This is a genomic window from uncultured Tateyamaria sp., assembly GCF_947503385.1.
Lineage (GTDB): Bacteria > Pseudomonadota > Alphaproteobacteria > Rhodobacterales > Rhodobacteraceae > Tateyamaria.
Genome location: NZ_CANNDO010000005.1, coordinates 241,562 through 261,948, shown reverse-complemented (window position 1 = coordinate 261,948; position 20,387 = coordinate 241,562). Strand labels below are relative to the sequence as shown.

Annotated in this window: 19 protein-coding genes; 9 read left to right on the top strand and 10 right to left on the bottom strand. The window is 58.6% G+C overall.

Annotated features, from left to right (window positions below):
- Positions 1-102 precede the first annotated feature (102 nt).
- Entirely contained in the window at positions 103-1,365 is a 1,263-nt protein-coding gene (locus Q1A85_RS17135; protein WP_299692194.1) for a glycosyltransferase, read from the bottom strand.
- 446 nt (positions 1,366-1,811) lie between these two features.
- Here Q1A85_RS17135 and Q1A85_RS17130 point away from each other — a divergent pair, with 446 nt between their 5' ends.
- Both Q1A85_RS17130 and Q1A85_RS17125 read left to right on the top strand, forming a co-directional pair.
- Positions 1,812-3,014, top strand: a complete 1,203-nt coding sequence (locus Q1A85_RS17130) for an AraC family transcriptional regulator (RefSeq protein ID WP_299692191.1) — start codon at positions 1,812-1,814, stop codon at positions 3,012-3,014.
- A gap of 698 nt (positions 3,015-3,712) precedes the next feature.
- Positions 3,713-4,399, top strand: a complete 687-nt coding sequence (locus Q1A85_RS17125) for a transglutaminase-like domain-containing protein (RefSeq protein WP_299692188.1) — start codon at positions 3,713-3,715, stop codon at positions 4,397-4,399.
- A gap of 64 nt (positions 4,400-4,463) precedes the next feature.
- Here the strand turns inward: Q1A85_RS17125 and Q1A85_RS17120 are convergent, their stop codons facing one another.
- Positions 4,464-5,459 (bottom strand): Tat pathway signal protein, encoded by a 996-nt coding sequence (locus Q1A85_RS17120; RefSeq protein WP_299692185.1) that lies wholly within the window; start codon positions 5,457-5,459, stop codon positions 4,464-4,466.
- A gap of 344 nt (positions 5,460-5,803) precedes the next feature.
- On the opposite strand from Q1A85_RS17120, the gene Q1A85_RS17115 reads away from it, so the two are divergent.
- Positions 5,804-6,232: a c-type cytochrome gene (locus tag Q1A85_RS17115; protein WP_299692182.1), complete on the top strand. Its 429-nt coding sequence runs from the start codon at positions 5,804-5,806 to the stop codon at positions 6,230-6,232.
- A 152-nt stretch (positions 6,233-6,384) separates the two neighbouring features.
- Here Q1A85_RS17115 and Q1A85_RS17110 read toward each other — a convergent pair whose 3' ends face one another.
- The 5 genes from Q1A85_RS17110 to Q1A85_RS17090 all read right to left on the bottom strand — a co-directional run bounded on the left by Q1A85_RS17110 (position 6,385) and on the right by Q1A85_RS17090 (position 8,751).
- Positions 6,385-6,708, bottom strand: a complete 324-nt coding sequence (locus Q1A85_RS17110) for a TraR/DksA family transcriptional regulator (protein WP_299692179.1) — start codon at positions 6,706-6,708, stop codon at positions 6,385-6,387.
- 199 nt (positions 6,709-6,907) lie between these two features.
- The gene (locus Q1A85_RS17105; protein ID WP_299692176.1) at positions 6,908-7,345 is read right to left on the bottom strand and encodes a DUF6691 family protein; all 438 of its coding nucleotides are present in this window, start codon (positions 7,343-7,345) and stop codon (positions 6,908-6,910) included.
- 3 nt (positions 7,346-7,348) lie between these two features.
- Positions 7,349-7,780, bottom strand: a complete 432-nt coding sequence (locus Q1A85_RS17100) for a YeeE/YedE thiosulfate transporter family protein (RefSeq protein ID WP_299692173.1) — start codon at positions 7,778-7,780, stop codon at positions 7,349-7,351.
- Between the two features lie 3 nt (positions 7,781-7,783).
- A complete protein-coding gene (locus Q1A85_RS17095) occupies positions 7,784-7,996 on the bottom strand; it encodes a DUF2892 domain-containing protein (protein WP_299692170.1) in 213 nt (70 codons plus the stop codon).
- Between the two features lie 86 nt (positions 7,997-8,082).
- On the bottom strand, positions 8,083-8,751 hold the full coding sequence (locus Q1A85_RS17090; protein ID WP_299692167.1) for a Crp/Fnr family transcriptional regulator: 669 nt from the start codon (positions 8,749-8,751) through the stop codon (positions 8,083-8,085).
- 266 nt (positions 8,752-9,017) lie between these two features.
- Here Q1A85_RS17090 and Q1A85_RS17085 point away from each other — a divergent pair, with 266 nt between their 5' ends.
- Genes Q1A85_RS17085 through Q1A85_RS17070 form a run of 4 tightly spaced genes read left to right on the top strand, consistent with a single transcriptional unit; the run spans position 9,018 to position 14,953 of the window.
- Positions 9,018-9,725, top strand: coding sequence for an ABC transporter ATP-binding protein (locus Q1A85_RS17085; protein WP_299692164.1), 708 nt, complete (start codon positions 9,018-9,020; stop codon positions 9,723-9,725).
- 5 nt (positions 9,726-9,730) lie between these two features.
- Positions 9,731-12,094, top strand: coding sequence for an FtsX-like permease family protein (locus Q1A85_RS17080; protein ID WP_299692302.1), 2,364 nt, complete (start codon positions 9,731-9,733; stop codon positions 12,092-12,094).
- Positions 12,095-12,098: 4 nt separating this feature from the next.
- Positions 12,099-13,310: an HlyD family efflux transporter periplasmic adaptor subunit gene (locus Q1A85_RS17075; protein WP_299692161.1), complete on the top strand. Its 1,212-nt coding sequence runs from the start codon at positions 12,099-12,101 to the stop codon at positions 13,308-13,310.
- A complete protein-coding gene (locus Q1A85_RS17070) occupies positions 13,307-14,953 on the top strand; it encodes an alpha/beta fold hydrolase (RefSeq protein ID WP_299692158.1) in 1,647 nt (548 codons plus the stop codon). The genes Q1A85_RS17075 and Q1A85_RS17070 overlap by 4 nt, the downstream gene beginning before the upstream one ends.
- A gap of 9 nt (positions 14,954-14,962) precedes the next feature.
- Here the strand turns inward: Q1A85_RS17070 and Q1A85_RS17065 are convergent, their stop codons facing one another.
- The gene (locus Q1A85_RS17065) at positions 14,963-15,301 is read right to left on the bottom strand and encodes a phasin family protein (RefSeq protein ID WP_299692155.1); all 339 of its coding nucleotides are present in this window, start codon (positions 15,299-15,301) and stop codon (positions 14,963-14,965) included.
- 130 nt (positions 15,302-15,431) lie between these two features.
- On the opposite strand from Q1A85_RS17065, the gene Q1A85_RS17060 reads away from it, so the two are divergent.
- Positions 15,432-18,032, top strand: a complete 2,601-nt coding sequence (locus Q1A85_RS17060; protein ID WP_299692152.1) for a cation-transporting P-type ATPase — start codon at positions 15,432-15,434, stop codon at positions 18,030-18,032.
- On the opposite strand, the gene Q1A85_RS17055 is transcribed toward Q1A85_RS17060, so the two are convergent.
- Complete coding sequence (locus Q1A85_RS17055) at positions 17,997-19,034, bottom strand: hypothetical protein (RefSeq protein ID WP_299692149.1); 1,038 nt, start codon at positions 19,032-19,034, stop codon at positions 17,997-17,999. The genes Q1A85_RS17060 and Q1A85_RS17055 overlap by 36 nt on opposite strands.
- Before the next feature lie 80 nt (positions 19,035-19,114).
- On the opposite strand from Q1A85_RS17055, the gene Q1A85_RS17050 reads away from it, so the two are divergent.
- A complete protein-coding gene (locus Q1A85_RS17050; protein ID WP_299692146.1) occupies positions 19,115-19,831 on the top strand; it encodes a VIT1/CCC1 transporter family protein in 717 nt (238 codons plus the stop codon).
- 88 nt (positions 19,832-19,919) lie between these two features.
- Here Q1A85_RS17050 and Q1A85_RS17045 read toward each other — a convergent pair whose 3' ends face one another.
- Entirely contained in the window at positions 19,920-20,366 is a 447-nt protein-coding gene (locus tag Q1A85_RS17045; protein WP_299692143.1) for a universal stress protein, read from the bottom strand.
- Positions 20,367-20,387 lie beyond the last annotated feature (21 nt).

The window sequence follows — 20,387 nt, the reverse complement described above, 5'->3', positions numbered from 1 at the left end:
CTGTGGGATCAACGCCGGCACACACTGCGCAATGCCATGTGTCGCTGGGGTGGCTGATCCGTTTACCGCCTCCCTCTGGGTTGGATGGACCGGCAGCCTTGCTTAGCCATTGCGGATCAAGCCGTATATGATCTGTGCTGCGCGCGCGGCACCTGCCTCGCCCTTGATACGTGACCGCAGGAAAGCGGCGCGTGTCATCATTGGTTCAGACGACAGGATGCCCGACAGCACGGTTGCCGCGCTTGCGGGCGAATATACGTTTGAAGCCAAGATGCGCGCCACCCCGAGCCTTTCAAGGCGGGCGGCATTGTCGGGCTGATCACCAAAATGTGGCACAACCATCTGCGGTTTGCCTGCGATCAGTGCCTGTGCCGTCGTGCCGATGCCACCGTGATGCACAATGATGCGCGCGCGGGGAAACACCGCAGAATGCGGCACGTACCCGCGGACCAAAATGCCCTCTGACTTGGAAACAAGATGCGGCTCCTTGGTCAAGACAAGCGCCTTTAGGCCCAAACTCTGCACCGCTGCGACCGAATTTTCATAAAACTCGCCCGGATTTTCCGACAGGATGCTTCCGAGCGTAAAGACAATTGGTTCGCCTTCCATGAAAGCGTCCAATTCTGGATCGGACGTTCGGACAGGGTCGTCAATTATGGGAAAGCCGGTCAGGTCTACCGCTTCGGGGATATCCGGGGGGCGCGGCGCAAATTCAGCTGAGTACAGGCCCAGAATACGTGCAGGTTTCAGCTGAAAATCCAGCACCGGCGTGCGCGATAATTTTCCCAATCCATAGGCCTGTCGTGGCGGATTGAGGTATTTGGCAAACATGAGCTTCATGGCCTGCTTGGCACAATGAATGACCAGCCGGTTCCAGATGATGGCAGGCTTTGATGCTGGCGTTTGGATCAGTCCGGGGATGTCACGCAGGACTGGCGGATCAAAGGCGCTGAGCAATCCAAGGGGCCACAAGTGCGCTCCGACAAAAGGGATACCTTTTTTCTCGGCGACGGACTGCGCGTTGAAGGCCCAAGGCGGCCCGACAATTGCGGACGCGTTGCCGACAAGCGCTTCAACCTTGTCGAGGTTGCCGGAAAACGCGGGCATCACGATGCGCCAAAAGCGGCTAATGCTTTTCCGCGTCGCCTCAATGGCGGCTTCGCCCTTCAACCCTGCCCTTTCAAACAAAACAATCGCATCAGTGACCACACCATGCGCCTCGAAACCGGCGTTCTGTACAGCGTCCACATTGCTGTCGTTGGTAATAAAAACGCAGGTCACACCCTGTTTGCAGAGTTCTTGGGCAATGGCCAAAAACGGATAGACATCCCCAAGGGAGCCATAGGTTGAAAAAACGACACGCATGATGGAACGCCCCCTTCGGTCCAATCAATCCCGAAGATACATTTCAAGAAAACCATCGCAGATGAAGCCCAAAAACCTGATGGCGTGAAAGGTTCATCGCCCCATGTCGTGGACGTCTGTGCAATGCGCGGTCATTGACCTGGTTCACATGATGCAAACGTCCCATCTACCGGAGCCGGACCCTAATTGGCCGCAATCTGTCCAATCCTGCACGTCGGGGCGACGTCTCAGAGAAATTGTCGTTGTGTTTTCTTTGCCGGACACCTGGTGCTCCACTGGTTTCAGGGGAACGGACATGACGGATCGACGGGTTTTGAGCACCTTCGGGCTGGCCTCAGATTTGACGGTATTGCCCACCGGACGTGTCGGGCTGGATGTGTCAGTCTTTCAGGCCTCCGCAGGGAATGCGGACTGGCCTCTTGTGGATGTTTGAGAGAGTTTGCAGCATGGATGTCATCATCGTTGAAATGACCAGCACCGCCACCTTTGCAATCGCGGTATTTGGTGCTGTGTTCTGCCTGATGCAGACGAAGAATTCTTCGGTAAGCCTCAGTTTTTCCGCATTTCTTGCAGCCGTGGCTGTGAACAATGGCCCGGATGCGTTCAGGCGCCTGATCGAAGAGACGCCACCATCCTTTGGGTTGATGATCGACATAGGCACATGGCCAACCTCTTTCTTTCTGGCACCGCTGTTCTGGCTCTACGTCTTCACACTGACATCCGAAGAAGGACAACGCCCGGCGCGACCCGTCCGTCACTTTGTATTGCCCGGTCTCGCGGTGTGTGTTGCCGCAGTGGTTTTGGCATCGCCACCAGAGGTCAGGGAGGTTTTCACATCACCGGAAGGCGAAATGAATACGGCGTGGACGCAGGTCGTCGTGATCAGTTTCGGCCTGCTCCAGCTTGTCGTCTATCCTCAGATCGCTGTGTATCTGTACCTGATCTTGCGCCGGTTGTTGCGGTTTCGGCCCAAGCTGCGTGACGTATATGCCAGCACGCAAGAGCACGAATTGCGCTGGATCTATGTGATCGGCGGGCTGAGCGTGCTGTTCTGGCTGACCCAGACTGTCCTCCTTTTCGTTGCACTAGACGCTGGGCAAACCGGGATACCGCCAGCATTGGTGAATGTTGCGAGCGGTGTTGGTTTCGCACTTGTGGCCGCAACCGTGCTGTGGGGGTTGCGGCAACGCCCGCCATTGATGCCACAGACCGACGGCCCACTCCCACCCGGGCCGACCGCGGGACAGAAACCGGGCAAATATGAACGATCTGCTCTGAGTGCCGAGGCATCCCAACGGCTGGGCCGCAAACTTCGTGCTGCAATGGAAGTCGACCACCTGCACCGTGATCCCAACCTTTCGCTTTGGGCGCTGGCGCGGCACATCGGTGCGTCATCCAATTACATCTCTCAGACCCTGAACGAAGAGATTGGGGAAAGTTTCTTTGATTTTGTAAACGGCTACCGCGTGACCGAGGCAAAGACCCTGCTGGAAACGACCGACAAATCCGTGCTGACAATCACGTATGATGTCGGCTTTAACGCACGGTCGTCATTCTACAACGCGTTCAAACGCTTAACCGGCGAAACACCATCGAGCTTTCGAAAAATGGTGTCTCAACGTGCCGGTATGGACGACAGCGCAGCCTGAATCCGGCACGCCTGACCCGTTACGACTGATCAGGATAAGCCAACGACCTCAACACTCACGAACACGCAACCGAAACGGGGTGCGGCGCACCTCACTTGGCTTCTGCGCAAACGGAAACGGCGCAAAGCATCCAAAAAACAAAATAGGAATACCGATGAAAAGATACCTGATACTCGCTGCGCTCGCGCTCAGCGCCTGCGATTCACCCGCAGAGATTTCTGCCAGCAAACAGCTCGATGCGGCGTGTTTGGATGGCAACCTTCAGGCCTGCGCAGCGGTGCAGCAAAGAGTTGACGCACGCAATCAAAGCCTTGCAACCACAGCCGCAGGTTTGTGAGTGAACTGGCCGTCTCGGTGGACGCACTGTCCAAGTCGCAAAGACAGATAGCCGAAACCGGACGGCCATAACTGACCTGTCATTTACCGCCCGTTTTGGATGGCGTGACAGGTGGCGTTCTGACCCTTGTGCTACTTGGGCCAGAACGCAAACTTCCGGTTTCCCACGCATCGGGCCGGAGCATGGCCGCGATAGAACAGTGGGACAGGCAGGTTCAAAATGTCTTGCAAGCCCACAGAAGTGGCATGTGCCGCATGTGCAGGTGCGACAACATCCTGACGAGCAAACTGATCCGGCTCAATTCACGCCGCTGCGAAGGGTGCATTTTACGTGGCAAGATCACCAGCCGGACAGAATGAACATGCCAAAAGAACTTGCCGATACGGATCATCCCTTGGTCCAAGCGACAGCCAGCCGCTTAACACAGTCCGCCAAAACGGATCGGCAAAAGTTGAGGCGCCTGTTCCTCTTTGTCCGCGACGACATCGCGTTTGGTTTCCCGACAAAAGGTGATCTTGTTCCGGCATCCGAGACGATCAAAACCCGTGTCGGTCAATGCAACACCAAGGCCACGCTGTTGCTCGCGCTGTGCCGGGCAAGTGGCCTACGCGCGCGCATCCATTTCTCGCTCATCAGCAAGGACATTCAGCGCGGGTTCTTCACTGGGATACCCTATTGGCTCATCCCCAAGGAAATCTCTCATGCATGGATCGAGGTGGAGATTGACGGCACATGGCGGCGTATCGACAGTTTCATCAACGACACGCCACTGCACCAAGCGGCGGTGCGCGCGCTTGCGCGGCACGGTTGGAACGTCGGGTTCTCGCTGGCGCTTAACAACGGTCAAGCGTCCGCTGATCTGAATATCGACGCCGAAGCGTTCGAGCAGATGGCAGCGGTGACAGACAATCATGGTGTCTGGGACGAGCCAGCCGATTACTATGCGAGCGCGCTCTACAAGAACCGTCCGGGACTTCTCCGCCTGCTTGCATATCGACTGTTCATCGGCTCTGTGAACCGGCGGATTGAAGCATTGCGGGCAAGCTAGTGCGACCAGTTGCCTTGGGTTGGGTTTATGAGCAAGGCGTGTCCGCCGAACGGTCGCACTGCTCTCAGACTGTGACATCCGCGACCGGTCGGCGCAGTGACATCGGAAGCGCTGGCGCCCGCCCAAACCGGACAATCAAATCGGGCCGCGTGTCCGGCATCTTGAGCCAGCGCGCAAACTCGCCTCGCAGGCGCGGCACTTCGATAGGCTGATTGATATGCGCGTTTCGAATACCCAGAACCGTCGCCTGTAACGCAAATCTTTGAAAGCTTTGCCCAACCTTGATCCAGTGCTCCGGATCTTCGCGGTTGCCGACGAACACCGCGACCCCGGCAGACGACCGTATATGATTGCGATACTTGTCGTTCTCGGTCCTCTTTTTGAACATCAGCCCAAACATGCGCTCAGCGATCCAGCCCGGCACCACGGGATTGCCCGAGCAGGCGGCAAACAGGCCGTCACCGTTTTGCATTGCTTGATCCGGCGTGAACCTGATCCAATTGCGCAACTCCTGTACAAAGGCGGGATCATCCATCTGAGCGCTGTTGCCCTCGACCACGAACTCGAGAATGTCCTCGCGCGCATCTCGATCGGTGAAAAACAAAACAGACACACCCTCTTGCGACGCGGCGGATTTCAGCAGGGCAATGTCCGATGCGGATACCTGCTGACCGTCATATTCGGAGCGCGTCGACTGTCGCAGAGGGATCGCTTGCCGCAAGTCGCTTTTGGCCGCTTTGGCGCTGGCCAGCATCACATCAATCTGCGTGCCATTCGTGACGGCAGTCGCCTGCCAGCCAAGGGGCTGCGCCGCGATGATCAGGTTCTCCGCAGCGCAACCCAAACTGACAAACAGATGATGGTCATCGGGGTCAACAACCTCTGTACGACGGGTGAAATCAGGCAGGATGCTCACCTTGTCTTTGCCAAATCGGAACATCCACGGCTGCGTGTTGTGCCCATTGGCGGCCAAGGTCGCCATGCGCAAAAGATCACCGCGCGCAGAGTTGCCGGAGGTCAGCGCCCGCTGGCGGGCGGCTTCTTCGGTGTAGCTGCCCATCGTGGGCCAGGTTGCGTACCCAACTGCGCCAAGGGCCGCAGCGGAAAGGCCTAAAGTGATCAAAGTACGGCGCGACAACATCTATTTTTCCCAACAGATCAAACGAATTGGCCCCAGTTTAGGACCTTTGCCCAGCGTCCTGTTGCGATGTATCAATGCGGTCCGCATTTCAGCGCCAAACAACTGACTGACGCGCCCAAGCCGCTCCGCTTCCAGGCCAAGTCTGCCGGGCAGAACGCGCGTCCGTCTGCCTGTGGCCGCTGATGCACAGTTGATATTCATCAACGGAACCCCCAAGACTTCATGCAATGGACCAAGAAGGCCCGCACCATGGAGCAGCGACCATGAAAATCAGAACCTACGTCGCTATCGGCTTTGGTGTGGTCCTCCTCACCGCGTGCACAGAACCCGCGACGCTCGCCAGCGATAGGGCTGCCGAAGATGCAGTTGCGCGCGGGAAAGCCGTTTATGCAAAAGAATGCGCGCAGTGCCATGGCGCTGCTGGTGAAGGCGCGGGGCCTGCATCGTTGGGATTGGGCGTTGCGCCACCTGATCTGGTGGGGTTGAGCGCGCGCAACGGCGGAAGTTTTCCAAGGTCATTCGTGCGCCAATATGTCCTCGGACGGACAGAGGAAAACGACCTGGCCGGGCCGATGCCCGATTTCGCACGTGTCGGGCTGCGGCATGTGTACCCCGATGGGGGCGCTGATGGGGAAGTGCTCGAAGCGGACTTCGAAGGCTTGTTGGACTATCTTGCGGCGATCCAGGAATAGCCCCAACCTCTGACTTTGCATGGGGTCACGCGATAATTGATCCTCGCACCTTGGCCGCTTTGTGATCCGCTTCGCCAGCCCGTCGCCGCCCGGAGCGTTGCAACCCGAACGATCATGCAATTGCGGCGGGCTGGGGCGGTCCGGCGCTGCGCTTAGCTGGCTTGCGCACAGCGCTTGCACAGTGGCGCGTGTGGCACGGCTTCCAAACGCGCGTTCGAGATCGGTTCGCCGCAAGTTGCACAGATCCCGTAGGTGCCGTCGCTGATCCGCTTCAAGGCCAAGGTGAGCAGCGCAACCTCTTTTTGTGCCGCTGCTCCAAGGCTTTCCAGCACCTCATCATCTTCGATGTCGATGGCCTGTTCGTTCAGGTCCGCCGGTTTCGGTTCGCCCAACTCATGATCCACCTCATGAAGGCGTATATCCAACTCTTTCAGGCGGTCTGTGATCAGGCGCTCAAAGTGTTTCAGGTCCGGCATGGTATGTCCTCGGTCAAGTGTTTTGACACCTCTACCCCAAAGGCGGTCAGCCGCATTGATCAGGGTCAATCATGCCAGGTACATGTCTGGAAACGGCCCGCCCCTGTCGCGACATCCGCGACGCAATGCTGGATGGCACAATGGCACGGGCCCTTGCGCCAACTCCGTGACAAGCCCGCAGAGCAACGCAGCGTGTTGCCTACTCAGCCGGTTGCGTGCGGGGCGTGGCCCAATTCATCAACAGACGTGTGACGAACATACCGGCGATCAGCGCCGCCACGAAGACCATGACCCGGCTGTCCAACGTGCCCAGAGCGGGTAACGCACCGCCCGGACAAAAACCCGCAATGCCCCATCCAACGCCAAAAGTTGCAGCGCCGGTCAGAAGCTTTGCATCGAGCGTCCTGTTTGTCGGAATGTCAAATGTCGGCTCGAACACAGGTTTGGGCCGTCGCAGAACCAAACGATAACCGATGAACGTCACGATCACTGCGCCGCCCATCACAAATGCAAGGCTTGGGTCCCAACTGCCAGCAACGTCGAAAAAGTTGATCACTTTTGCGGGGTTGGCCATGCCTGACATGGCAATACCAGTGCCAAAGAGCGCGCCTGTCAGGACTGTCAGAAACGTGCGCATGGTTTACCCTCCCAGTACGTGTCGGATCACATAGACGGTCAGCCCAGTGGTCAGCATAAAGGTTGCCGTCGCGGCGAACGAGCGGGGCGAAAGCCGCGCCATGCCGCAAACACCATGTCCCGAGGTGCATCCGCTGCCCAAGGTAACACCAACGCCCACCAGAAGGCCGCCGAAGATCAGCAGCGGTGTTGCAGACGGAACCTCAATTTCAGGCAAGGCGCCTGTCAGTGCGAAGTATATCCAAGGGCCCGCGAACATCCCTGCCAACATAGCGGCGCGCCATGTCCAGTCATATCGGCTGGCAGGCCATATCGCGCCCGACAGAATACCGGTTGCCCCCATGATGCGGCCGCGCAAAAGCATCAAACAGACCGCAGCGCAGCCAATCAGAATGCCTCCACCCAAAGAGGCCAGAGGAGTGAACGAGGTCTCCATAGCTCAGAGCTTGCAGGTTGAGATGCCGGCAATCCGATAAAGCGGGCAAAACCGGAAAAGCGCGGTAAGAACAAGGATCACACCAACCGCCATGCTCCCAAAGGCCAAGGTGGCGCTGGACCAGATGGCGGGCATGTTCATCAGCGGCAGGAAGAAAAGAGCAAGCCCAATGACCACTCTTATCAGGCGGTCGGGATTTCCGAGATTGGCAGACATGTCTGTATCCTTTCTTGAGTTTCTGGTGTCCTTGTCTCAGCGGGTGACGGTTTGGTCTGTGATCAAGTCACACATCATCCAATCAATCACGGCGCTTGGGCCAGTCGTTCGATGGCCGGAACGTCGCGCAATTCGATCACGCCCCTGCTCAGTGTGAGCCACCCCCGCCGCTCAAACTCTTTCAGTTGCCTTGAAATGACCTCTCGCGCTGTGCCCAGTTCCACGGCCATCTGTTGATGCGTCAAATGCAGCGCATTCTGCGCATCCTGAAGTTCCAGCAGCTTTTCCGCGATGCGGATGTCCATGCGTTTGAAGGCAATTTCTTCTATCACCATAAAAAGATCGGTGATCCGTTTCGAATAGGCCTCAAAGACGAAAGCCCGGAACTCTTTCGACACCGCCATCAACTCGTCAAATGTGTCACGTGGGATCAGGATCGCTTCGACATTTGTTTCGGCAACGCCTTCTGCCGAATAGTCTTCGAACGCCAAGAGGCAGGCCGTTGTCAGCACGCAACTTTCACCTGCGTGCACACGGTACAGCACAATTTCACGGCCCGCTTCGGAAAGCTGTTGCACACGCACCGTGCCCGACACGAGCAACAACAGGTTTTCAGCCGGTTTGCCCGGCCCAAAGACCACCGCACCCTGTTTCAAAACCGCGGAAACCGCACGCTTGTCGAGCAGGTCAGAGACCGTCGGTGACAGTCCCGCAAGACCTGGGAACTTGTACCGCCATGTAAGATCTTTGAGCATTTCGTCGTCCTTGTTACGGCCGTTTTAGCGTTCAGGCTGTTGGATGTGATTGATCTTTGTCAAAGAGCTTTGCCACGTGATCTATGGGGCGGCTACGCCCATCCGTCCCGAAGTATTCTGTTGCCCCGTTCCGGGATGCCGCGCGCATTCATCAGCGAACAATTCTGACGGAACGGAAAGAACGCGGCGCAACACGCGCCCGGCATTGAGATTGATCAATCTCCACTGTGCGCCCTCATCTATGTGTGTCGCCACAGGAGAAACATGTGGCCGACATCATTTTCAGAACCGAAGGCATTACCAAAGTCTACGACACCGGTGAGGTGAAAGTCTTTGCTTTGGCGGGTGTCGATCTGGAACTGTACAAGGGCGAACTGACTGTCTTGCTCGGGCCGTCAGGCAGCGGAAAATCAACGCTGCTGAATATTCTTGGCGGTCTGGATCACGCGACAGAAGGACGGGTGTGGTTTGCAGACACGGAATTGACCAATCTGCCAGACCGGGGGCTGACACGATACCGCCGCGACCACGTGGGCTTTGTGTTCCAGTTTTACAATCTGGTGCCCAGCCTGACCGCGCGCGAGAATGTGCAACTGGTCACCGATGTTGCCCCCGATCCGATGCCCGCCGAAGAAGCGCTTGACCTTGTCGGGTTGACCAAGCGGATGGACCATTTCCCGTCCGAAATGTCTGGCGGCGAACAACAGCGCGTCGCCATTGCGCGCGCCATCGCAAAGCGTCCGCAAATCCTGCTTTGCGATGAGCCGACGGGCGCTTTGGACAGCACAACCGGCGTTCAGGTGCTGGAGGTCTTGCGCGATATCAACGAACGCTTTGGCACGACGACAGTGGTGATCACCCACAACGCGGAAATTCAGCGCATGGCACACCGCGTGATTTTTTTCCAAGACGGCAAAATCAGCGAAGTCCGGACAAATGAAAAACGTCTGGCCCCGTCCGAGATTGTGTGGTGAGCGGTATGCAAGCGATTGACCGGAAACTGCTGCGCGATTTCAAGCGGTTGTGGATTCAGGCCATTGCGATTGCGTTGGTGTTGGCGTGCGGGGTCGCGATCCTGCTGACGTCGGTGGGCATGTATGACGCGTTGTCAGAAACACGCGCGGCCTATTACGAACGCAACCGGTTTGCCGACGTTTTCGCCGTAACGAAACGTGCGCCACGGTCCTTGCTGTCGGAAATCGCACAGATCGACGGTGTGCTGAGCGTCGAAGCGCGAATCTCCGGCGATGCCATTCTTGATATTCCCGGACGCACGCGTACAGCGGTAGGCCACATCTTGTCCTATCCCGAAATCGCGGATCCCGTGCTGAATGTTCCGTTGCTTGTTTCCGGGCGCTTTCCCAATCCGCTCGGCACTGACGAAATTGTCGTGAACGCCCCCTTTGCAGAGGCCAACGGGTTTGTCGAAGGCGATCACTTCAGCGCCAATCTGCGCGGTCAGAAACGTGAACTTACGATTGTGGGCACGGTACTGTCGCCCGAGTTCATATACACGATCGGGCCGGGCGCGATGATGCCGGACAATGCCGCCTTCGGCATCGTCTGGATGCCCGAACGCGCCGCTGCGGCTGCTTATGACATGACCGGCGCTTTCAACGATGTGTCGCTTGCCCTGGCGGCAGGCGTGCAGACGGCCCCCGTTATTGACGCGCTCGACACCTTGCTGGAGCCCTATGGCGGGCTGGGGGCCTATGACCGCAGCACGCATCAATCAGACGCGTTTCTGGATGCCGAGATCAGCCAGCTCAGGGGCATGGCCGCGATCCTGCCGCCGATCTTCTTTGGCATATCGGCCTTTTTGGTCAGTATGGTCATGGGCCGGATTATTGCGCTGGAACGCAGCGAGATCGGGCTTTTGAAAGCCATCGGATACTCCAACACCGAGATTTGTTTGCACTATCTGATGCTGGCCGGTCTGATCGCCGTCGTGGGTGTTGGCATTGGCTGGATCGCGGGCACGTGGCTGGCGCGCGACACGGCGGCGCAATATGCGGAGTTCTTCAACTTTCCATACGTGATTTTCCGAGTGTCGCACTGGGTCTATGCGGCGGCGGGTCTGGCCGGGCTCTTGACCACCAGCCTTGGCGCCACGCAAGCCGCGCTCAAGGCTGCCAAGCTGGCCCCGGCCATCGCCATGCAGCCCCCTGCCCCACCTCGGTTCAAACGGTCCATCATAGACGAGGCAATGGCACGGATGCGGCTGACGCAGTCCACGGTGATGATATTGCGTTCGCTGTTGCGGTGGCCCCTGCGCAGCTTTCTGACGTCACTGGGCCTGGCCCTTGCCGTGGCATCCGTGATCGCGGCAACCTTTATCAACGATGCGTTGGATGAAATTGTCGATCTGGCGTTCTATCAGACAAACCGGCAGGACGCGATGCTGCTCTTTGCCACCGACGTGCCAGAGGCCGCTGTCGAAGACGTGCGCCATCTGCCCGGAGTGCTGCAAGCCGAGAGCCAGCAGTTCCACGCCGCCATCCTGCGCCACGGCCATCTGAGCAAACGCACCGCTGTCGAATCCCGCCGCCCCGGCAATGACCTGAGCCGCGTTTTGGATGCCGATCACCGCCTGCTGGATGTCCCGCCCGGTGGCCTCGTTCTGTCGGAACGGCTGGCCGGGCATCTGGGTGTAAAAGCAGGCCAAAGCATCGACGTCGAATTCCTGAGCGGCCGGCGCGAGACATTCAGCCTGCCGGTCACAGCGCTTGTCGAACTGCACTTTGGGCTGGGGGCATACATGGACTTTGAGACCATGAATGCGATGTTCCGTCAGGCCCCGCGCGTATCGACTGTGAATGTCACGCTGGACGAAAACCAGTCCGAGGCGCTGCACGCTGCGATCAAGGAAACGCCAGAGATCACCGGCATTGTCGAGATGAACGAGAACCGGCGGTCCTTTCAGGACACGATCGAACAGAACATTGTTGTGATGAACACGATCTACATCGGCATTGCCGTGCTGATCACAGTCGGCGTGACGTATAACGCGGCCCGCATTCAGTTGTCGGAACGTGCGCGCGAACTGGCCAGTCTACGCATCCTCGGTTTCGGGCGGGGCGAGATTTCTTACATTCTGTTGGGGGAAATGATGCTGATTGCGCTCATTGCGCAACCCTTTGGGTGGCTTATCGGCGCATGGATTGCACAGCTGATGACCAACGCGTTCACCAGCGACCTTTACGCTATTCCGCTGGTTTTGAAGCCCGCGACTTTCACCATGGCCAGTCTGGTTGTCCTGATCGCCGCTTTCGTCTCTGCGATGATTGTGCGGCGACGCTTGGATGGGCTTGATCTGGTTGCCGTCATGAAAACCAGGGAGTGATCCTATGTCCTATTCCCCTCGTACGCTTATCCTGATCGGAATTGGGGTCACCCTTGTGGCGGGGCTGTCTTATGTCAGCTTTCGCGAAAATCCTGTGCCAGTTGATCTGGCCACCGTCACCCGAGGCCCGCTGGAAGTGACGATCAATGCAGACGGCCAAAGTCAGGTGCGCGATCTCTTTGAAGTCGCGTCACCGATCTCGGGCACCGCCCTGCGTTCGCCGGTGACCGAAGGCGATGTGGTTCGCGCGGGCGAAACGGTGGTTGCCGTCGTGAGGCCTGCTTCGTCCGCGTTGCTGGACGCGCGGACGCAGCTACAGGCCGAAGCGGCGCTGCAAGAGGCCATGGCCGCGCAACACGTCGCCGAAGCAGATTTGAAACAGGCAGAGGAGACTGCGCGCTTTGCCCAATCGCAGTTTGACCGGACGCAGGCATTGGTGGCGCGTGGGGTTGCATCAATCACCCGCCTCGAAGACGACACGCAACGTCTTGCCGTCGCAAATGCCACGATTGAGGCGGCACAAGCCCGGATCGAAATGGCCGCCGGGGCAATCGAGCGCGCGCGCGCAACTCTGTTGCAACCCGAGAACGCAACCACAGCGGCCAACGGTTGCTGCATCGAGGTAAGGGCGCCCAGTGATGGCATTGTCCTCTCGGTTGAGGCGGTCAGCGAAAGGCCCGTCGCAATCGGTACGCCGCTGGTCAGCATTGGTGATCCAACCGCGCTGGAACTGGTGGCCGACATCCTGTCAAACGACGCCGTGCGGCTTAGCCCGGGAAAGCTGGCCTATGTCGAACGCTGGGGCGGCACTGACGTTTTGGAGGCCCGGCTGGACCGCATTGATCCAAAGGCGCGCACCAAAGTGTCGGCATTGGGGATCGAGGAACAGCGGGTCGATGCCTATTTCACGCTGACGACGCCCGCAGACACTTGGCCCAATCTGGGCGATGGGTTTTCCGTCTTTCTGCGGATCGTCGAATGGCGGGCCGAAGATGCGCTACAGGTACCATTGAGTGCTACCTTCCGGTCCGGAGATGATTGGGCCGTTTTCGTCGCTGTTGATGGGATCGCTGAAAAGCGGATCGTGACACTTGGGCGGCGCAACGACCGCATGGTTGAGGTGCTTGGTGGATTAGAGGTCGCAGAACAGGTGGTCACCCATCCAAGCGATGACATCTCTGCCGGTGTTTCCTTGGTGGAAAGGGCGGCATTATGAGTAAGGACACCAAAACCTCACGCGGTCTCGATGCCCAGTGGCACGCGGCCTTGGGGCAGTTGACAGGCGGTCTCTCCCCCGCCGCCCTCGCGACGGCTTACTTGGACTGGTGGCTCCATGTGATCGGTTCGCCGGAAAAACAGGCGGAACTGGCGAAACTCGCTTTGGACAGGACGGCTCAGCACAGTCAGACAGACCCGCGATTTGCCGACCCGGCATGGGACCAGTTTCCATACAATGTAGTGTCGCAGGGATTTCTTGCCGCGCAAAACTGGTGGGATGCGGCGACGACAGATGTGCACGGCGTTGACCCAAAACACGCCAAGATCGTCAATTTCGCAACCCGTCAGTGGCTTGATATGGTTTCCCCCGCCAACTTTGCAGCGACCAATCCGCTGGTGCACAAACGCACGTTGGAGGAAGGCGGCAAAAACCTTGTGCGCGGCGCGCGCTATTGGATGGAAGACTTTAACCGCCTGCTCGCCAAAGCGCCGCGCGGCTCGGGACACTACACTGTCGGCAAAGATCTGGCGACAACACCCGGCGACGTGGTGATGCGCAACGATCTGGTGGAGTTGATCCGCTACCGACCCACAACGGAGACGGTGCACCCGGAACCGATCCTGATCGTGCCAGCATGGATTATGAAGTTCTACATTCTCGACCTGACGGCGCAGCGGTCTCTTGTCGCCTACTTGCGGGACCAAGGCTTTGAAGTCTTCATTCTATCGTGGAAGAACCCCGACGAGGCTGACGCGGAACGGTCGATGCAGGACTATATCGACCTTGGCGTGCGTGCGGCGATCCAGCAGGTGCAGGACATGGGCCGCCCGCGTCTGCACGTCGCGGGCTATTGCCTCGGCGGCACGCTCTTGTCGATTGTTTCGGCTGCTATGGCGCGCGACGGGGATGACAGCATCGCCAGTGTGAGCCTGCTGGCGGCGCAGGTGGATTTTTCCGAACCGGGTGAGCTGGGGCTGTTTATCAACGAAAGCCAAGTCGCCTTTCTAGAAGACATCATGGCGACGCGCGGTTACCTGAAGGCGGACCAGATGGCGGGCGCTTTCCAGCTTTTGCGCTCGAACGACCTGATCTGGAGCCGCGTCATCCGGCACTACCTTTTGGGCGAACGGACGCCGGACAATCCGCTGATGGCTTGGAATGCCGATGCCACGCGGATGCCTGCGCGGATGCACTCGGAATACCTGCGCCAACTGTTTTTGCAGAACGATCTGGCAAAGGGTCGGTTCAAGGTGGATGGCCGCGCCGTGGCCCTCAGCGACATACGGGCGGACATTTTTTGCGTTGCGACCGAGACGGATCACGTTTCGCCGTGGACATCGGTGTACCGGCTCTCCTTGCTCACCGATACCGATGTCACCTTTGTTCTGACGAATGGTGGTCACAATGGCGGGATTTTGTCTGAGCCGGGGCATAAGGGGCGGCATTTCAGGGTCGGCCACAAGACAGAAGGCGACAGCCACATGACTGCGCCCAAATGGTACGAAACTTATGCGGCACAGGATGGGTCTTGGTGGCCACAATGGACCGCATGGTTGCAAAACCACAGCAGCCCCCAGAAGAGGATCAAGGCTCCCAAACGTGTTCTGGGAGCCGCACCCGGCACCTACGTCTTTGGCTAGTGCCGGGTGTTAGCTTTCCTTCGGTGCGAAAGCCTTGGTCCCCATCTCGACCAGTTTGCCGGTTTCGGCCTGATACTGATCCACTGCCGTTTGGATGAACTCTGCTTGGATGCTTTGCAGGTCCGCCACGTTCTTGCAGTGCAGGATCTCGTGCTGGGTCTTCACATCCTCTTTGATCCGTTCCGCGATGAAATGGGCCACTTCTGCGCTCATATCGCTCACAGCCTCAAGCCAGGCTGTGCCCATGCCGACCATGCTGCCCAATCCAGCCTCCTGAAGCTGTGTGATCGCGCTTAACGGTGCGTCGGGTGTTGATTTGGTGTCATCGGATGGTGATTTTCCGGCCATGGTCGTTCCTCCGCTATGTGATTTGATGACGTGATCTTACCGCACCGTTGTCTGCTGTCTTTGACATGGCTCAATCACCCTCCCCATGGCGCCGGATACTGCGGGACGAACCTCGCGCAAAGGATGCCTGATGGCTGATGACATTCTGCAAACCGGTCTGACGGAGGCTGACGTGCGCGCGGCACGCCGTGTGCATGGGTGGAACGAATTGCCCACCGTCAAACAAACCGGCCCCATCCGCGTTTTGCTTCGGCAATTTTCCAGCTTTCTGGTGTTGATCCTGATCGTGGCCGCCGCCGTCGCACTTGCATTGGGCGAACGGGTGGATGCGCTGACCATCGGTTTGGTTGTCGTGCTGAATGCGGGCCTTGGCTTTGTGCAGGAGTGGAAAGCTGAAACGGCATTGAGTGCGCTGCGCGACATGCTGTCGCCGCAGGCGATGGTTCTGCGTGAGGGCTGCGAGCAGGTCATTCCCGCACGCAATATTGTGCCCGGCGATGTTCTGATCCTGTCTCCCGGCACCAAGATCGCAGCGGATGCCAAGCTGCTTCGCGCAGCAGATCTGTCCGTGGATGAAAGCGTGCTGACAGGCGAATCCGTTCCCGTGGCCAAAGGGGCTGCGGACCAGAGCATTGATGTTTTTGCAGGCACTTCGGTCACTGCCGGTCGGGCAGAGGCGCAAGCCACGGCAACGGGGGCCGCAACCGAATTTGGCAAGATCGCACATCTGACAGGATCTGTCGGCACAAAGACCACAAATCTGCAGAACAAGCTCGGGCATCTGGCCCGCCAACTGGGTATTGCGGCCCTTCTGGTCGCCGCCGGGGTTGCTGGCCTTGGAATCTGGCTGGGACGTGACCTGACCGAGATGGTGATGACCGGCTTGTCTTTGTCGGTTGCCATGGTCCCCGAAGGCCTGCCAGCCGTGGTGACAATCACATTGGCCTTGGGGGCCACTGCGATGGTGCGACAGAACGCGTTGGCCCGACGGCTACAGGCCGTCGAAACACTTGGCGCCGCATCGGTGATTTGCACGGACAAGACCGGCACGCTGACCGAAAACAAAATGACAGCGACGCAGGTCTGGACGTCGGACCGATCCTATCATGTGACCGGCACCGGCTATGATCCGGCAGGACACATCGAATGGGACGGCGCGCGCATACGCGCGGCAGATGATCAGGTGTTGGGCGCAGTGTTGAAAACCGGACTGTATTGCAGCCACGCACATCTGGTCCGCGAAGGCGATGTCTGGCAGATGGTGGGCGCGCCAACCGAAGGCGCCTTGATCACACTGGGCTACAAGGGATGGTGCGATCTGCCCGAAGAACGCAACCTGCTGGCAGAACTGCCCTTCAGCAGCGCGCGCAAGCGGATGTCCGTCCTGTATCAGTCGGCGGCCACTGCCGAAATCTTGACCAAGGGCGCGCCAGAACGTGTTCTGGAGGTCTGCACCCATGTGATGACGCAAGCCGGTGCCCGCCCCATCACCGCAGAAGACCGGGCCGACATCGAAAGCGCCTATACGCAGCTTGCCGAAAAGGGGCTGCGCGTGATGGGCTTTGCGCAGCGCAGCGCGTCCGACCACCAGATCGTCGAAGAGGGCATGACCTTTCTCGGTCTTGTCGGCCTGATTGATCCACCGCGTGAGGAAGTCCGCGGTGCCATTGCGATGGCCCAATCCGCAGGCATTCGGGTGGTGATGATCACGGGCGACAGTCCAATCACGGCCAAGGCCATTTCGGGGCAACTGTCCTTGAACGTCGCGCAGCATCTGACCGGGGACGCGCTGGACGAACTTGACGACATCGCGCTGGACGAGGTCCTGCGCGGCGACGTCCTGTTTGCCCGCACCAAACCGGAACAGAAAATGCGCATCGTGTCCGCCCTGCAAGCGCAGGGGCAGATCGTCGCCATGACCGGCGACGGCGTAAACGACGCGCCCGCCCTGAAACAGGCTGACATTGGCGTTTCCATGGGGATCAGGGGAACGGATGTGGCGCGCGATGCGTCCGATTTGGTGCTGCTGGATGACAACTTTGCCACGATTGTCCGCGCCATTGGCGAGGGACGGCGGCAATTTGCGAATGTGCAGAAATTTGTCCGCTATCTGCTGTCCTCGAACGCGGGCGAGGTTATTGCGCTTGTCATCAACATCGCCATCGGCGGGCCGCTGGTGTTCCTAGCCACGCAAATTCTGTGGATGAACCTTGTGACCGACGGGGTCACGGCGGTCGCCTTGGGGCTGGAAAAGTCAGAACCCGACCAGATGCAAAAACGCCCGCGGCAGAAAGACACGCCCATTCTGGGCAAAAGCGGGATTGTCACGATTATTCTGCTTGGCACCTACACCGGGTTGTCGAGCCTTTGGATCTTTTTTCATCTGATGGATCTTGGCGTGGAACTGGCGCGCACCACAGCCTTTACCGCGATGGTCGTCTTTGAAAAGGTCAGCGTCTTTGCGTTTCGCTCGCTGCACCTGACGACAACGCGGATTGGGTGGTTTAGCAATCCATTCCTGCTCGCCGCACTTGCCGTGACACTGGGTGCGCAGGTGGTGGCGGTCTATTGGGCGCCGTTGCAGGTGCTGTTGCACACCGTTCCCATCGGACTTGATGAATGGCTGCTTATCAGTGCTTTCGCCCTGCCGATCATCATCGTGCCGGAGGTCCTCAAAGCACTGCGGCCGCTCACGCTACCGGGCAAAGTAGTAGGCCGCGAGGCTGCCTAGAAACGTCATCAACACCAGGATGGAGTCCATTCCAAATTCACCCCAGCGGGGTTTGCGGCGCACAATCAACCCGGTGAGGTAAATGGCGGTGACCACCAGCCCAAAGCCAAGTGCCAGACTGACCGTGCGCGACGTGTCCTGAAGGATCGGCCCCGCGCGAAACAGGATATCGGCAGGAAACACCAACACCAACATAATGAGATTGCTGCCAAATATGTTCGAGATTGCCATGGTGTACGCGCCGATGCGCACAGCGGCTATGCTGGTGGTCAATTCTGGCAAGGAGGTCGCGGCAGCCAGTAGCGTCACACCAATAAACCCGGTGCCCAGCCCTGTCTGGTCGGCGATGCGCTGCGCAAAAACGACCAGCAAAAGCCCAAAGACCAGAATCGCAAGACAAGCCGCAACCGCCTGCCAGATCAGCGCCGCGTTTCCAGCCGCGCTTAGCCCTGTCGGCGCAGGAAAGGCCAGCGGATCGGGGTCTGGCAGATCGACAGGCACCCAATCGCTGCTGTCATCATAACGCCTGAGCAACCAGATTGCGCCGCAGTAGATCACCGCAATCGCGACACTGCCCAAACCGACTCCTGCAATCACAAAGGTCTGGCCCAGACTGGTGACAACAAGGGCGACCGACAGCAACAACACAAGCAACGTGGCTTCTAACGCATGGTTGGCCTTGCGCGGGTAATTTGTGATCGGACCCCGTGCCCAGAAATCGGACATCGCAAGGATCGCTGTTTGCAGCGCAATGCCCCCAAAGAGGTTATTGAGCACCAGATCACGCGCCTGCTGCACTGCGGCACCCAAGGTTGTCGCGACTTCCGGCAGCGACGTTGCCAGTGACAGCAACAGCAATCCGACCAGTGACTTTGCCAGCTTGAACCGATCCGCCAACGCATCTGCGAGATACGCCAACCGCGCACCCGCGATCCAGACACAGGTCGCGCTGGCGGCAAAGACCAGCAGGCTTTGAAACAGGGTTGTGGCGGGGACAATCATGGCATTGGCGTAGTGAGAATTGCCATCACCTGATTGATCTTCCTCAATCTTGCGGCGGCACAGCCCCCTAGCATCCTGCAATGACGCTGGAACACGGACATAGCCCTCAGGACATCACCCGCCGGCTGTCCAACGCCCAGAATTACAGCCCGCTCAAGGACATGATCTATGGCGGGATAGACGGTGCGGTGACAACCTTTGCCATCGTAGCAGGGGTCGAAGGGGCCGGTTTGCCGCACAACATCATTGTCGCCCTTGGGCTGGCAAACATTCTGGCAGACGGGTTTTCCATGGCGGCGAGCAATTACTCCGGCACCAAAGCCGAACTTGATGACCGCAAACGCATCATCCAGATCGAGGAACGTCACATCGCCAATCATCCCGAAGGCGAACGCGAAGAGTTGCGGCAAATCCTTGCGCTGCGCGGGCTGTCGGGCAGCCTTTTGGATCAGGCCACCGACGCAATTGCACAAAGTAAGGACAAGTGGATTGGCCTGATGCTGACCGACGAATACGGGTTGACGCGTAATGACCCTCATCCCGTGCGCGCCGCATTGGCAACGTTTCTGGCCTTCCTGATGGCCGGAGCCGTGCCACTGATCCCCTTTGTCTTTGGGCTGCCCAATCCCTTTGTACTTTCGGTTTGCGCAACGCTTCTCACCTTCTTTTTGATCGGTGCGGGCAAAAGCCGGTGGTCGCTGTCGAAATGGTGGCGCTCGGGCGCGGAAACGCTGTGTATCGGCGGGATGGCGGCCCTTCTGGCCTATGGTGTTGGGGGATTGTTCCATCCGGGCTAGGCGCAAATGAGCCCGCGCAGTCAGCCAACGGAAGCAGTCAACTTTTTGTGCCTGCGGCCAGTTTTTTTGCCGCAAAGGGCGACGCCAATTACACGATGGAAAGGCAGGCGCATTTCGCCCGGTGACTGATACGTTGCGTTGTGCTGCCCAGCACCAAACCGGACAACCCGCCCAATCCACGGCGCCCAGTGACAATCAGATCAGCACCGATCTTATCTGCGTATCGCAATAGCTCGGTCGCGGCGTCACCGTGCGGCATATGCGTTCTGACATCCGCAAAGAACATATCAGCGGCGATGATCAGCGCTTTGTCCAAGACCTGCTGCCCGGCCCGTTCGATTTCGTCATAGGACGGTTTGGTTATGGCCGAGTGGTACCCGGACACAGCGCCAACGACATAGGCAGCGGTTTCGGCGTGAGGCACGTGCACCAATGTCACTGTACCGCCGTAGTGCTTGCCCAGATCGAATGCGACCCGTGCTGCTTTCTTGGCCTTTTCCGATCCGTCGATGCCGACAATGATGTGCTTGAACATTCCGTTCCTCCCTTCTGTCAC